We start from the raw sequence: 13,519 nt of genomic DNA on the forward strand, positions 1-13,519 counted from the left end.
GCGGTGCGGGTACTTGTCGCCGGTGCCTCCGGATTGGTCGGACAGCCGCTGGTGGGCGCACTGCGGGCGCGCGGGCATCATGTGAGCGCATTGGTACGGGACGCCTCCAGGGCCCCGGACGCGGACGAGGCCGTAACCGCCGACGCCCTCGACCGCGCGTCCCTGCTGCCGGCGGTCTCGGCCGCCCGGCCCGACGTGGTCGTGCACCAGATGACGGCACTGCGGCTGCTGCGCGAGGATCCCGCGGGCGCCTTCGCACAGACCGCGCGGCTGCGCACCGAGGGCACCACCCACCTGATCGAGGCGGCCCGGGCGGCCGGTGCGCGGCGGCTGGTCGCGCAGTCCATCGCCTTCGCCGCGGCCCCGGCAGGGGATCCGGTCCTCGACGAGGACGCACCGCTGTACCTGGACGCCCCGGACCCCGGCTGGGCCGCCACCGTACGGGCCGTCGCCGATCTGGAACGGCTGGTGTCGAGCGCCGAGGGCCTGAGCGGCCTGGTCCTCAGGTACGGCACCCTGTACGGCCCCGGCACCGCGTACGCCCGCACCGGCGGCACAGGGCAGCGCGTGCTGGCGGGGAAGCTCCCGCTGCCCGAAGGCGGGTCGGGGATCACCTCGTTCCTGCACGTGGAGGACGCCGTGGGAGCGGCCGTGGCGGCCGTCGAGTCAAAGACCACCGGGGCCCTCCACATCACGGACGACGAACCGGCCCCGGCCGCCGAGTGGCTGCCGCGCTACGCCCGCGCGCTGGGCGCCCCCGCCCCGCGCACGGTTCCGGCGGCGATGGCGCCCCGGCTGCTCGGCTGGTTCACGGCCCATCAGCTCACCGCGGCGCGGGGCGCGTCCAACGACCGGGCGCGTACGACGCTGGGCTGGAAACCGCTGCGGCCGAGCTGGCGCGACGGGCTGGGGGCGCGATGACCGGGTCCGGCGAGCCGGCGGCCGTCCCGTCCCGGCCGGGGGCCGTCCTCCTGGTCGTCGTCTGCGCCCAGATGCTGATCTGGCTGGACACCTCGATCCTCAACGTCGCCGTCACCACCCTGGCCGATCCGGCCGAGGGCCTGGGCGCGACGCCCGCCGAACTGGAGTGGGTGGCGAGCGCCTACACCCTGGTCTTCGCCGGCGGTCTCTTCGCGGGCGGCGCGCTGGCCGACCGGTTCGGCCCCCGGGCCACCCTCCTCGCCGGACTCGCGCTGTTCGGCACGGCATCCGCCGCCGGCGCGTTCGCGGGGAGCCCGGCATGGCTGGTCGTGGCGCGCGCGTTCATGGGCGCGGGCAGCGCGCTGCTGATGCCGGCGACCCTGTCGGTCATCGTGCAGAGCACCCCGGAGGCCAAACGTACCCGGGCGATCGCGATCTGGAGCTCCTCCAGCGGGCTGGGCGTGGCCGTCGGCCCGGTGGCGGGCGGGGCGCTGCTCAGCAACTTCTGGTGGGGATCGGTGTTCCTGGTCAATGTGCCGATCGTCGCCCTGTGCCTGGCCGGAGTCGCCGCCGTCGTACCCGAGTTGAAGGGTCCCCGGCGCAGACCGCTCGACCTCCCGGGCCTCGCCCTGTCGGTGCTCGGCCTCGGCGGCGTGGTCTACGGGATCATCGAAGCCGGTGACGGACAGGTCTGGTACGGGCCGCACGTCCTCCTCCCGCTGACCCTGGGCGGCGCCCTGCTCTCCGCTTTCGTGGCCGGTCAGCGCAAGTCCCCGGCGCCCAGCCTGGATCTGCGGCTCTTCCGGCAGCCCGGGTTCACGGCCGGGAGCGTGGTGCTGCTGATCGCGTTCATGGCTCTGGCCGGGCACCTGTTCTACGCGGCCTTCTATCTCCAGGGGCCCCGTGGGCTGTCTCCCGCCGAGGCCGGCACCGTCATGATCGCCGCCGCGGTCGGCATCGTCCTGGGCAGCCAGGCGTCCCCCGGCCTGAGCAGGCTGCTGTCGGCGAGGTGGACGGTCGCCGCCGGTGTCCTGGCCACGGCGGTCACCTACGTCGCCTACGCCTGGCTCGACGGGCGGACCCCGGTCGGGGTCGTCGTCGCGCTGCTGTGGATCCAGGGATTCGGGATGGGCCTGGTCGGAACGCCGGTCACGGCCGCGATGATGAGCGGGGTGCCACCGCATCTCGCGGGCGCCGGCTCGGCAGTCAACAGCGTCACCCGGCAGGTCGGCGGAACGCTCGGAGTGGCGCTGGCCGGTTCGATCCTCTCCGGCGTGTACCGGGAGCGGATGGCGGACGCCGAACTGCCCGGCGCCGCACAGGGGTTGTCCCCGGCCGCCGAGGAGCAAGCTCGTGCCTCCGCCGAGGCGGCCCGCTCACTGGCCGCTTCACTGCGCCTGCCCGAACTGGCGGCCACGGCGGACCGGGCCTTCCTCGACGCGATGTACGCCGCCACCCTCGCCGTCGCCGCACTGGCCCTCGTCGGATGCGCGGTAGCCGTCGCGGGGCTGCGTACACCGGCACCGCGACCGCGGAACGCCCCGGAACGAGGGGCACGGGACGAACCGGTGGAATCCACGTGAGTGACCACAGCACGGGAGCAGAACAGGAGAGGGAGACCATGCCGGCGCAGGCAACGACCCGTTCGGTCTTCGTCACCGGGGGAAACAGGGGGATCGGGCTGGCCATAGCCCGCCGCTTCGCTGCGGCGGGAGACCGGGTGGCGGTGACCTTCAGAGCCGCGGAGCCGCCCGCCTCCGAGGGCTTCCTCGCCGTACGGTGCGATGTGACGGACAGCCAACAGGTGGACCGGGCCTTCACGGAGGCCGAGGCGGCCCACGGCCCGGTCACCGTCCTGGTCGCGGGCGCGGGCGCCGCCAACGACCGTCTGCTGGTGCGGATGAGCGACGCCGACTTCACCTCCGTCATCGACACCAACCTCACGGGGCCTTCCGGGTCGCCCGGCGAGCCGTGCGCGGGATGCTCCGCGAGGGCCACGGCCGTATCGTGCTGGTCTCCTCCACGGCGGCGCTGCACGGCGCCCCCGGACAGACCAACTACGCGGCGGCGAAAGCCGGGCTGGTCGGATTCGCACGGTCGCTGACCCACGAACTCGGCCCCAGGGACATCACCTGCAACGTGGTGGCGCCCGGCCTCACCGAGTCGGACATGAGCCGCGCCCTCACCGACCGGCAGCGCGAGCATCTGCTGAGCCGGACCCCGGCAGGACGCCTCGCCCGCCCCGAGGAGGTCGCCGACGCGGTGGCGTTCCTGGCCGGTGCCGGGTATGTGCGCGGCGCCGTCGTCCCGGTCGACGGAGGTGCCGGGCTGGGGCACTGAGGGCGGGACCGGTGTCCGGTGCGTCCCCGTGCTTCAGGCCAGGTTGCGTTCGAGGGCGGTGACGTAATTGTTCATGAAGTGGTCGCGCACTCCGTCGCTCGCCGGGGCGAAGGCGTCGGCGGTCATGCCGCCGACACGGTCGACGAAGCCGGTGACCAAGGGCAGCGTGGTGTGCACCTTGCCGTGGGAGTCGATGTACCGCAGGGCCTCGACGTGGATGAAGGCCGGCTCCGGGGGCATCTGCGGGACGATGTCGTTGTTGTTGACGAACCGGTAGAGCCGGTCCTTGAAGCCCTTGTCGCAGGCCTTGGCGAGCAGCCGGTCGCAGGTACGCGGCTGGCCGAAGGTGTAGACGCCGTCGGCCCGCAGCTGCGGCTCCTCGAGGTACATCCGGCAGCCCGCCAGCATGGCGAGTGCCCCGCCCAGGCTGTGGCCGGTGAACCAGACCGACTGTTCCTGGTCGCGCAGGTCGGCGAGCCCGTCCCGGACCGTGGGGAAGATCGACTCCAGGGCCTCGCCGAAGCCGTGTTGGATGTATCCGGTGCCTGCCGGGCCCGGTACGGGCGGCGTGACGGCGTCCGTGAGCCAGTCGCGGATCTGCACCGGTTCCGTGCCGCGGAAACCGATGATGATCATCCTGTCACTGGCCATCCTGTACGCCTGGGTGTCCTCCAGCGGAAACGGCGGCGTGAACCGCGTCTCGTGATGGAGCACCCGGTTGAAACCCCACCGCCGTGCCTGCTGCTCGATGGTGGCCCGGTCCTTGTAAGCCAGGTCGGACGCCTTGGCCATCCAGTAGGCGTGCTGAAGGCTGTATCGGGTGACGGAGTGATCGATGCTGGGGGGCGCAGACACCAGCGGGTCCTTTCCCGGGTGCGGCACACGGCGGCTGAACCGGCCGCGGAAACGGCACCCTGAGGTGGCGGGGGAGGGGGGAGTCAGCCCGTCCTATCGCGGATGGTGGCCGCACCCGCGGCAGCGCGCCCCGGAGTCACCCGCACGCCACCGTCGGCACAAACCGGGACGCTCCCCCGGCACGTGCGGCCGGGTCGTCATCCCGTGCCGTACAGCGTCGTGAGCAGTTCGAGCGCGGCCTGGGCGGCGGGATGCGGTTCGTCCCGCCACCAGGCGAGGCGCACCGCGATCGGCTCCGCGTCGCGCACCGGCCGGTAGACGATGCCGGGGCGCGGGTACTGGTGCGCGGTCGACTCGGCCGTCATGCCCACACAGCGGCCCAGCGAGATCGAGGTCAGCCAGTCGTCGACGTCGTGGGTGGCCTGGGTCGCCGGACGGGAGTCCGCCGGCCACAGCTGTGTCGTGGTGGTGCCGGTCCGCCGGTCGATCAGCAGCGTGCGTCCGCCGATGTCGGCGAGCCGCACGGAGCGGCGCCGGGCCAAGGGGTCGTCGGACGCCATCGCGCAGAGGCGCCGTTCCAGGCCCACGATGGCGGAGTCGAAGCGGCGGTCGTCCAGTGGTCTGCGGACCACGGCCAGGTCGCAGGCCCCCTCGGCGAGCCCGGCGGTGGCGGAGTTGACGCGGACGAGCCGCAGCTCCGTCTCCGGGCGCATCTCGGCCCAGCGGCGCTGAAAGGCCAACGTGTGGCGGCCCACGGCCGACCAGGCGTAACCGACCCGCAGGGTGGTGTGACCCGAGGTGGCCTCCTGGACCAGATCGTCCACCTCGGCGAGCACCCGCCGGGCATGCCCCAGCACGCGCAGTCCTGTTCCGGTCGGACTCACCTCACGGGAGGTCCGCCGCAACAGCCGTACACCGAGGGCGCGCTCGAGTGAGGCCAGCGTGCGGGACACGGCCGCCTGGGAGACTCCGAGCGCGATGGCGGCGTCGGTGAAACTGCCCTCGTCGGCGATCGCGACGAGACAGCGCAACTGCCGCAGCTCCACATCCATGACTCCAGCGTATAGATGGAACCACGGATGCATTTTGCGCAAGCCCCGGGGCGTCTCAGGATCGGGCCATGCACGCAGCCTCCGCACCGACGCCGGCACCCGCGCAGGGAACCCTCGTGACGTCCTCCGCCCCGGACCTCGGCGCCCGGGACCCCGGCGGACAACGCCTGGCCGGTGTGGTCACCATGTTCGGCAGCGGTCTGTCCAATCAGACCGGCGCCGCGATCGGTTCCCTGGCCTTCCCCGTCCTCGGGCCGATCGGTGTCGTCGCCGTACGCCAGTACGTCGCCGCGATCGTCCTGATGGCCGTCGGGCGCCCCCGTCTGCGTACCTTCACCAAGGAGCAGTGGTGGCCGGTCCTGCTGCTGGCCCTGGTGTTCGGGACGATGAACCTGTCCCTGTACAGCGCCATCGATCGCATCGGCCTCGGCCTCGCTGTGACCCTGGAATTCCTCGGTCCCCTGAGCATCGCCCTCGCCGCCTCGCGCCGCCGTGTGGACGCGTGCTGCGCGCTGATCGCCGCGGCGGGCGTCGTCACCCTGATGCGGCCGCAGCCCTCCACCGACTACCTGGGCATGGGCCTCGGGTTGCTGGCCGCCGTCTGCTGGGCGTCGTACATCCTGCTCAACCGCACCGTAGGCCGACGCGTCCCCGGAGTGCAGGGATCGGCCGCCGCGGCGGGAGTCTCCGCCCTGATGTTCCTGCCGGTCGGCATCGTCCTCGTCGCTCACCGTCCGCCGACCGCGGGGGCCGTCGCCTGTGCCCTCGTGGCCGGCGTCCTGTCCTCGGCCGTTCCGTACCTGGCGGACCTCCTCACCCTGCGCCGCGTCCCGGCCCGGGTCTTCGGGCTCTTCATGAGCGTCAACCCCGTGCTGGCCGCCGTGGTCGGCTGGATCGTCCTCGGCCAGAACCTGGGCCGGGCCGAGGCGGCGGCCATCACGGCCATCGTGGCCGCCAACGCGATCAGCATCCTCACGTCACGCACCTGACCCGCAACGGTGGCTCGCCGAGTACCGCCGGGTGGTGGGTCGGGCCGCGAGCCGGAGGACGTCGGCCCAGGCCCCGGTCGCCGGTGCGGAGTTCGGCCTCACCGCTGCCCTTGCGTCTCGGCGCCTGCCGTTCCCCACCCCGCTGCCTCTCCTGCCACGGCGGCGGCCTCCCAGGGCCGGGGGCCGGTGCCGTCCGTCCATGACCGGAGGGTCTCCCGGTCCACGCATACGATCCCGCACTGGTCGGCGTACTCCAGCGCCGGGGTGGTGAAGTCGCTTGTGGTGACCAGGACGGCGATGTCGGCCTCGTGGACGGTGAAGCACGTGCCGCCGAAGCGCTGAAGATCCTGGGAGCCGACCGAGTGGGTGTCGCCGTAGTGCTTGCACTGGATGACGACCCGGTGCCCGTCGGGGGTCACGGCCACGACGTCGGCGCCCAGGTCGCCGGCGCCCCCCGCGACGTCGACGGCAGAGCAGCCGTCGCGTTCGCAGAGGGCGGCGATCGCCTCCTCGAACTCCTCGGGCGTCAGGGTGTCGTAGTCGGCGGTGGCCTCAGCGGCCGGGCGCTGAGGGGGAATCGCGGGAGTCTCCAGCTCGTCTGCCGCCTCCCTCGCCGCTTCGTCGAGCGCTGCTGCGGCCTGGCGTGCCGCCCTTGCCACATGCACCCGGCGCCGCAGGCCCACAAAGCCCGCGACACCTACAGCGACCAGGGCGAACACCCAGGCGGGACGCCGCTCGACAGCGTCGGCCACCATGCGAGCCGTGAGGCCCAGGACGGTGACGACCACAGCGAGAAGGACGAAGAACAGGGCGGTCGAGCGAAGGTCGAACCCGTGCCGACGGTTCGCAGGTGGTGTACGACGCACAGGTGCGGTCACGGCATACCCCCTGATGGGGCCGGTGGGAAGATCATTTACACCGTGTGCCCAAGATCAGGGCCCGCCACCCGCGGGAACTTCAGCCTCCGGGCACGCGCGAGGGTCCCCCCCCAAGCCAGCGAGTACGTTCGCGCAGGTCGCGGCCTGGGGCAAGGGGCCGCGTGAAGAACCGGGCCACCACGGTCCCCCGAGGGGGTGTGGTGACCCGGCTGGAGGGGGATCAGCGGGTGAAGGTGGTCCGGTGTTCCTTCAGGGAGCCGCAGTTGGAGCCGACCACCTGGACGTACACGTTGGAGATGCTGCCGCCCCAGTCGACGCAGTGGCCCTTGCCGCGGACGTAGCTCGGTCCGGCGTACGACTTGAAGAGCCCCGCGTCCGAGTCACCTTCCTCGGTGTCGGGGACCCAGATGTACGCGGACATGTCCACGGCGGTCCCCGGGTTGTTGCGGATCGTCGTGACGCAGTTGTGCCCGTTGGACGCGTTGTACGTGAGGTAGATCGTGCCGAGCGAGCCGACGGCCGCCGAGTTCACGGTCTTGTAGCCGCTGCCGCAGACCTTCTGCGGGGTGGTGTTGGGTGCGGCGGAGGCGGGCGACGCCAGGGCGGTCATGGTCCCCATCGACAGCGCCGCCACCGCGGACGCGGCCAGGACGGAACGGGTGAATCTCATATTTCCCCCTTGCAACTCTTCGAGGTGGTTGCTCCTGCATGGTGTGACCCGCAGGGCATCCAAAGGGTTGTGCGCCAACTCCCGGGAAAATCAGGCGAGACGGCGGAGGCCCGAGTGTGCCCAGCCTCATCCGGCTTTACTCACGGGTCGCTTATGGCACACGCGAAGCGCAGAGGATCTGTGCAGGGGTGTCACACAGGCTGCACACGGCCCTTTCAAAGTCTCGTTAGCGTTACGGCTCGATCCCACGTGCGAACGTGACCAGGCTGCGGCCGGCGCGCACGCCGACACAGCCAGCCAGATCGGGAAGACCACACATGGACTACTGCTCCTCGTGCCGTCGGCACCTCAACGGCGCCTTGGTCTGCCCGGGGTGCGGTGCCTACGCCCCGGACATCGACCCCTGCGCGTCCCCCGCGTGGCGCGAAGGCAACGTGTGGGACGACCGGACGGTGTGGGACCGGCCCCGCGCACGGGAGTTCCCCCTCGCGTACACCGGGCCGTCCGGAGGCCGCGAGGCCCCGGCCGCGAACCCGGCCGATGGCCACGGGACCCCGGACACGGCGCCGTCCGTCGGCCACGGGAGCGCGGACGCCGCCGGGGCCGACGACTACCAGGTTCCGCAGCAGGGGCGGGCGGCCCGGCGCCGCCAGATGGCCCGCTGGAGGAAGAACCAGCGCCGGGCCGTGGTGGCGACCGCAGTCGCGCTCGTCGGAGGCGGTCTGACCGTCGCCGCCATGAAGGGGGACGCCAAGCCCGGCGTCCAGGCGGCCACGGCGCCGGAGGACACGACCATGGGCGGCGCCGGGGGAGAGGCCCCGACGTACACCGAACCGACGTCGAGCCGGCGCGACACCCCGAGTTCCACGCCCACGGGGCCGGGAACCGGCAAGTCACCGCACCGCGAGCAGCCCCGGACCGCGGCGCCCCGCACCACGCCGGCGGACCCGCGGACCGACGCGGCCGCCACGCCCCGCGAGCTGCCGCTGACGACCCCGCGGCAGCGGACCACCGTCCCGAGCACCGTCGACACGATCACCGGCGGCGCCGGTACGTCCACGTCGAAGGTCATCGAGCGGACGACACCGCCCGCGGACGACACCGGTGCGGACACCCAGCAGCCCGCGGACCCCACGACGCCCCCGCCGTCGGCGAGCCCCACGCCGTCCTCTCCCCCAACTCGGGGTCGGGCTCGAACTCCGACTCGGACTCGAAGCCGAAGGAGCTCTGCCTGCTCGTCATCTGCCTGGGCTGAGTGACGAGAGGACGGTCGCCGAAAACCGGTGGCCGACCGTGCCCGGCTCTCCGTACCTTCGGGCGCATGTCCGACGAGTGTTTCCGGCATCCGCGGCTCGCCGCGGTCTACGACCCGCTCGACCCCGGCCGCGGCGACCTCGACCCGTATCTGCGCATGGCGGAGGAGTTCGGGGCGCGTCAGGTGCTCGACATCGGCTGCGGGACAGGCGTGTTCGCGCTGCGCCTGGCCGCCCGCGGTTTCCGGGTCGTCGGCGTCGATCCCGCCGGGGCGTCCCTGGACGTGGCCCGCGGCAAGCCGGGCGGCGAGCGGGTGCGGTGGATCCACGGCGATGCGACCACCCTGCCGCCCCTGGCCGCCGACCTCGCGACGATGACGGGCAACGCCGCCCAGGAGATCACCGACCCCGAGGACTGGCGCGCGTTCCTGCGAGGGACCCGGGCGGCGCTGCGGCCGGGCGGTCGCCTGGTCTTCGAGACCCGCGTCCCGGCTCGCCGCGCCTGGAAGGAGTGGAATCGTGAGGCCACCTATGCCGCGGCGGAGGTCCCCGGTGCCGGCGCCGTCGCGTACTGGGTCGAACTGCTCGACGTGTCCGGCCCGCTGGTGACGTTCCGTCAGGTCTATTCGTTCGCCGCCGACGGACAGGTGCTGACCTCGGAGTCGACGCTGCGCTTCCGTGAGCGGCGGGAGGTCGAGACGGAACTCGTCGCGCAGGGCTTCTCGGTGGAGGACGTACGCGACGCGCCCGACCGGCCGGGAAGGGAGTTCGTGTTCGTCGCACGACGTCCGGAATCCGCCGGCTGAGACGGCCCCGCCGGCTCTGCGCAACCGGAATCCGCCCGTACAATCCTCGCGACCAAATCGGGGGCGTCAGCATCGGGGGAATCCGTTGTGGAAACGATCATCGTGCAGTTGCCCGGTCCCGCACAGTGGGGTGCGGACGAGACGGGCAGTCCCGAACTGATCCACCTGGGGCCCGGGGACATCGCCGACTTCGGACGCGGCATGCCCGGCGGCACGGACGTGCGCATCACCCTGACCGACCCCGGCGTCTCCCGCCGCGCCGGGCAGCTCGAGGCGGCCGGGGACTACTGGCGGCTGTCCAATTTCAGCCGCAGCGTGTCGTACGTCGTGGAGAACCTGGAGGGAGCCGGCGAGTACCTCACCGTCGCCCCCGGGCGCCTCGGCGCGCCCGTGCCCTTCGAGTTCTCCCGTGTGGTGCTCCCGGCCCTGTCCGGCAACGCCGCCTTCAAGGTGTTCGCACCCCAGCACGCCTACCTCGGCGAGCGGTCTTCGCCGGGCGGCGGTGAACAGACCGTCCACCCCTTCGCCCTGGACCCCACGTCCAAGTACTTCCTCGTCCTGGTGGCCCTGTGCGAGCCCCGGCTGCGCGATCCCTCCGACTCGGCGCTGCCCGGCGTCGGACAGATCGTGGAGCGGCTGCGTCCGCTGGAGTCCTGCCGGGACCTGACCCGGTCCGCGGTCAACTACCACATCGACTACCTCGCCTTCGCCAAACTGCGCCTGGACCTGGGCGAGGAGACCGCGGCAGGAGCCGACGGCGGCCGCACCGGCGCCAAGCGCACCCGGCTCGCCTCGGTCGCCCTGCGCTTCGGCCTGGTGCGCGAGGAGCACCTCGGCCTGCTGCCGCCCCGCAGCGCCGGCCGCCTGACCCCGCAGGAGGCCGGAGCATGACGACACCCGACGCACAGGATCCCCGGAATCCCCAGGATCTCCGGGACGACGACCTGGAAGCGCCTCGCCCCCGCCTCCCCGAGGGCTTCCGGATCGAGGGCTGGGAGGTGGGCGCGGTCATCGGCTCCGGCGGCTGGGGGACCGTCTACGAGGCCCGTACGGTCGCCGACGGCACGCCCGTGGCGGTGAAGGTGCTGCCGACCGGCGCCCTGGGCCCCGGCCAGCGCGCCGCGCTCGGCGAACTCGTGGCACGCGAGGTCCGCTTCAGCGCCGAGGCCGACCATCCGCACCTCGTCCGGACCCACGCCGTGTGCACCGTCGAGGCCCCGGAGCTGCCCGCCCTGGACGGTGCGATCGCGCTGGTGATGGACCGTGCGGAGGCGAGCCTGAAGGACGTACTGGACGCCGCCGGGAACGGCCCTCCGATCGACGGCGCCGAACGCGTCCTGCGCGGAGTCGCCGCCGGACTGGCCCATATGCACGACGCCGGCTGGGTGCACGGCGACCTCAAACCCGCCAACGTCCTGCTGGGCCCGGGCGGGCAGGTGTGGCTGGCCGACTTCGGGCTGGCCACCGAACTCGACGGCACCCACGCCCATCTGCCGCCGCTCGGCACCCTCGACCATCTGCCGCCCGAGTGGTGGTCCCAGCGCACCGGCACCCAGGGCGCCGTCGTCCGGCCCACCGCCGACATCTGGGCCTTCGGCGTCCTCGCCCACCAGGTGCTCACCGGCGGACTCCATCCCTTCGCGGGCGCGACGGCCCGGGCCCGCTCGCTCGCCGCCCAGACCTACGCACGCGGCACCGCGCCCCTGCGGCTCGACGCCGGCCTCGGCGACGACACGCGGCGGCTGATCGCCGACTGCCTGGCACCGGACCACACCGCCCGCCTCCCGCACACCGCGTCCGACATCGCCACCCGGGTCGAGGACATCACCGGCGGTCCGCGCCACAGCCGACGACGCCTGATGCCGGCCGTCGCGGCCGGGCTCGTCGTCCTCGCCGCCTCAGCGGTCGCCGGGGTGGCTCTGCTGGGTGGAGGCATCGGCACCCGGGACGACGACCGTGACAGCGGTGTCTCCGCCACCGTCACCGGCGCGCGAAGACCGGTGCCGGGGGAGATACCCGCGGACTCCGACGTGCCCGAGGCGCTGCGCCCCGTCATCGCCCGCGCCGCCCACCGCTGCACCGACGAGGAGATCACGCCCGTCCTGCTCGCCGCGCTGATCAAGGCGGAGAGCGGCTTCGACACGAAGGCGTCCCGCCCGGAGAGCGAGGAGTACGGCATCGCCATGTGGACCCCGTCGGTGTTCCGCGCCTGGGCCGTGGACGGGGACGGCGACGGCGACAAGGACCACATGTCGCCGCCGGACGCGATCGCCACGATGAGCCTGTACGTGTGCTGGCTCGACCAGCGCTTCAAACAGGCCGGGCTGCCGAAGAAGGACCTTCCCGCGCTGGTCGCGGCCGGCTACCGCACCAGCGACCGCACCGTCATCGAGGAGGGCGGCGTCCCGGCCCGGGTACGGCCGCACGTGGACAAGGTGCTGCGCTATCTCGCTGCCTACGAGCGCTGACCCCCGGACCCGCGCGAGCGGTGGGCCGGACCCGTCAGGGCCCCGCCCGCCGCTCGTCCCCCGCTCCCGTCACGGCCGCGCCGGGCCGCACTCCGGGACGTTCGGCAGCCGGTTGTCCGGCGAGCTGATGTAGATGTTGGAGATGTAGCCCCCGTACTGGGGCAGGAAGGCCCACCACTCGTTGGTGTAGGGCGGCACGCTCACCACCTGGCCCCGGACCTGGCAGCCCACCAGCACCTCCACCCCGGCCGGGAGCTGCGTGACCCGGGCATCGCCGGTCGCCGGGCCCTTGCGGACGTTCACGAACTCGCCCCAGGTGCCGAACCACGTGCCGGAGGGCCGCACCCCGCCCGGCACGTTCAGCGAGCGGGTCAGCCGGCCGAGGTCGGTGTAGGCCTTCCCGTACGACGTCCCGACCGGATGCAGCGTCAGCACGGCCACGATCGTCCGGTCGTCCGCGCCCACCGTGCCGGTGGTGTGCAGCGCGGGACGGGTGAGATCCAAGGCCGCGGCGGCCCTCGCTCCTGGTGCGGCGGCCGGTTCTGCCGCGGCCGTCGCCCCCGAGGCGCCGCACGTCCCCTTCGCGTACTTCCCGGACCAGCCCTGCTTCACCGCCCAGGGCCGCTCGAACGAACCGGCGACCCCGAAGTGCTGGTCGAAGCGGTCCGAGGCACAGCGCGTGGAGCGGCGCAGATTGTCCATGACGAAGTCACGGACGGGCGCGGGGGCCTCGTCCAGGAGGTAGCGGTAGACCGCCACGGTGTCGCGGGCCGACAGGGCGGTGTAGCCCCAGTAGCCCTCGTACCCGGCGGGCGGTGGCGCGGTGTCGCGCAGGCCGAGCCGGGCGGACATCCGGTCGATGATCGCCGGGCCGCCGTAATTCGACCAGTAGTGGTCCGCGGCGTCGTCCCAACTGCTGCGCAGCATCGGCTCCAGCCGGGCCCGGTCGGCCTCGGGGACGGTGTAGTCGGGCCCTCGGTCCCACAGGAAGTCCAGCGCCAGCAGCAGTTTGACGACCGACGCGGAGCGGAACCGAGCGCTCTCGTCGACCTGTTCGGTGAAGGTGCCGGTGCGGCGGTCGAAGACGGCGACCCCGGCGGTGACACCGTCCGGCATCTGGACGGCCTCGGCACTACGGCCCGCCTGAACGGCCGTGGCCGACCGGGGAACCGCGGTCGCGCCGCCCGGAAGCGACACGATCGTGACGACGGTCGCGAGCGCGGCGGCGCCGCGCAGGAGAGTGCGCATGGTTGCCCTTCATGGTCGCCCGGGTGTCCGGCGGGACCT

At 72.9% G+C, this 13,519-nt stretch carries 12 protein-coding genes and 1 pseudogene; 8 read left to right on the plus strand and 5 right to left on the minus strand.

Features of this window, described 5'->3' with window-relative positions:
- The first annotated feature begins 3 nt into the window (after nucleotides 1–3).
- From ACQEV8_RS38845 to fabG, 3 genes and pseudogenes are all read left to right on the plus strand, one after another.
- The gene (locus tag ACQEV8_RS38845; protein ID WP_432970470.1) at nucleotides 4–921 is read left to right on the plus strand and encodes an NAD-dependent epimerase/dehydratase family protein; all 918 of its coding nucleotides are present in this window, start codon (nucleotides 4–6) and stop codon (nucleotides 919–921) included.
- On the plus strand, nucleotides 918–2,504 hold the full coding sequence (locus tag ACQEV8_RS38850; RefSeq protein WP_432970473.1) for an MFS transporter: 1,587 nt from the start codon (nucleotides 918–920) through the stop codon (nucleotides 2,502–2,504). The genes ACQEV8_RS38845 and ACQEV8_RS38850 overlap by 4 nt, the downstream gene beginning before the upstream one ends.
- A gap of 38 nt (nucleotides 2,505–2,542) precedes the next feature.
- Nucleotides 2,543–3,261: pseudogene (fabG, locus tag ACQEV8_RS38855) on the plus strand (3-oxoacyl-ACP reductase FabG).
- Between the two features lie 33 nt (nucleotides 3,262–3,294).
- On the opposite strand, the gene ACQEV8_RS38860 reads toward fabG, so the two are convergent.
- On the minus strand, nucleotides 3,295–4,116 hold the full coding sequence (locus ACQEV8_RS38860; RefSeq protein WP_432970476.1) for a lipase family protein: 822 nt from the start codon (nucleotides 4,114–4,116) through the stop codon (nucleotides 3,295–3,297).
- 197 nt (nucleotides 4,117–4,313) lie between these two features.
- Nucleotides 4,314–5,168, minus strand: a complete 855-nt coding sequence (locus tag ACQEV8_RS38865) for a LysR family transcriptional regulator (RefSeq protein ID WP_432970479.1) — start codon at nucleotides 5,166–5,168, stop codon at nucleotides 4,314–4,316.
- A 68-nt stretch (nucleotides 5,169–5,236) separates the two neighbouring features.
- On the opposite strand from ACQEV8_RS38865, the gene ACQEV8_RS38870 reads away from it, so the two are divergent.
- Nucleotides 5,237–6,157, plus strand: coding sequence for an EamA family transporter (locus tag ACQEV8_RS38870; protein WP_432970482.1), 921 nt, complete (start codon nucleotides 5,237–5,239; stop codon nucleotides 6,155–6,157).
- Nucleotides 6,158–6,255: 98 nt separating this feature from the next.
- Here the strand turns inward: ACQEV8_RS38870 and ACQEV8_RS38875 are convergent, their stop codons facing one another.
- Both ACQEV8_RS38875 and ACQEV8_RS38880 read right to left on the minus strand, forming a co-directional pair.
- Nucleotides 6,256–7,035, minus strand: a complete 780-nt coding sequence (locus tag ACQEV8_RS38875) for a restriction endonuclease (RefSeq protein WP_432970485.1) — start codon at nucleotides 7,033–7,035, stop codon at nucleotides 6,256–6,258.
- Nucleotides 7,036–7,255: 220 nt separating this feature from the next.
- Nucleotides 7,256–7,705 carry a spore-associated protein gene (locus tag ACQEV8_RS38880; protein ID WP_432970488.1) on the minus strand — a complete coding sequence of 150 codons (450 nt, stop codon included), beginning with the start codon at nucleotides 7,703–7,705 and terminating at the stop codon, nucleotides 7,256–7,258.
- A gap of 317 nt (nucleotides 7,706–8,022) precedes the next feature.
- Here ACQEV8_RS38880 and ACQEV8_RS38885 point away from each other — a divergent pair, with 317 nt between their 5' ends.
- From ACQEV8_RS38885 to ACQEV8_RS38900, 4 genes are all read left to right on the plus strand, one after another.
- The gene (locus tag ACQEV8_RS38885; protein WP_432970491.1) at nucleotides 8,023–8,964 is read left to right on the plus strand and encodes an SCO2400 family protein; all 942 of its coding nucleotides are present in this window, start codon (nucleotides 8,023–8,025) and stop codon (nucleotides 8,962–8,964) included.
- 62 nt (nucleotides 8,965–9,026) lie between these two features.
- Nucleotides 9,027–9,764, plus strand: a complete 738-nt coding sequence (locus ACQEV8_RS38890; RefSeq protein ID WP_432970494.1) for a class I SAM-dependent methyltransferase — start codon at nucleotides 9,027–9,029, stop codon at nucleotides 9,762–9,764.
- Nucleotides 9,765–9,851: 87 nt separating this feature from the next.
- Entirely contained in the window at nucleotides 9,852–10,655 is an 804-nt protein-coding gene (locus ACQEV8_RS38895) for a serine/threonine protein kinase (RefSeq protein ID WP_432970497.1), read from the plus strand.
- Nucleotides 10,652–12,232: a protein kinase domain-containing protein gene (locus ACQEV8_RS38900; protein WP_432970500.1), complete on the plus strand. Its 1,581-nt coding sequence runs from the start codon at nucleotides 10,652–10,654 to the stop codon at nucleotides 12,230–12,232. The genes ACQEV8_RS38895 and ACQEV8_RS38900 overlap by 4 nt, the downstream gene beginning before the upstream one ends.
- A 69-nt stretch (nucleotides 12,233–12,301) precedes the next feature.
- Here the strand turns inward: ACQEV8_RS38900 and ACQEV8_RS38905 are convergent, their stop codons facing one another.
- Nucleotides 12,302–13,480 carry a hypothetical protein gene (locus tag ACQEV8_RS38905; protein ID WP_432970503.1) on the minus strand — a complete coding sequence of 393 codons (1,179 nt, stop codon included), beginning with the start codon at nucleotides 13,478–13,480 and terminating at the stop codon, nucleotides 12,302–12,304.
- Nucleotides 13,481–13,519 lie beyond the last annotated feature (39 nt).

The sequence above is a fragment of the Streptomyces sp. CA-179760 genome, from assembly GCF_050937045.1.
Lineage (GTDB): Bacteria > Actinomycetota > Actinomycetes > Streptomycetales > Streptomycetaceae > Streptomyces.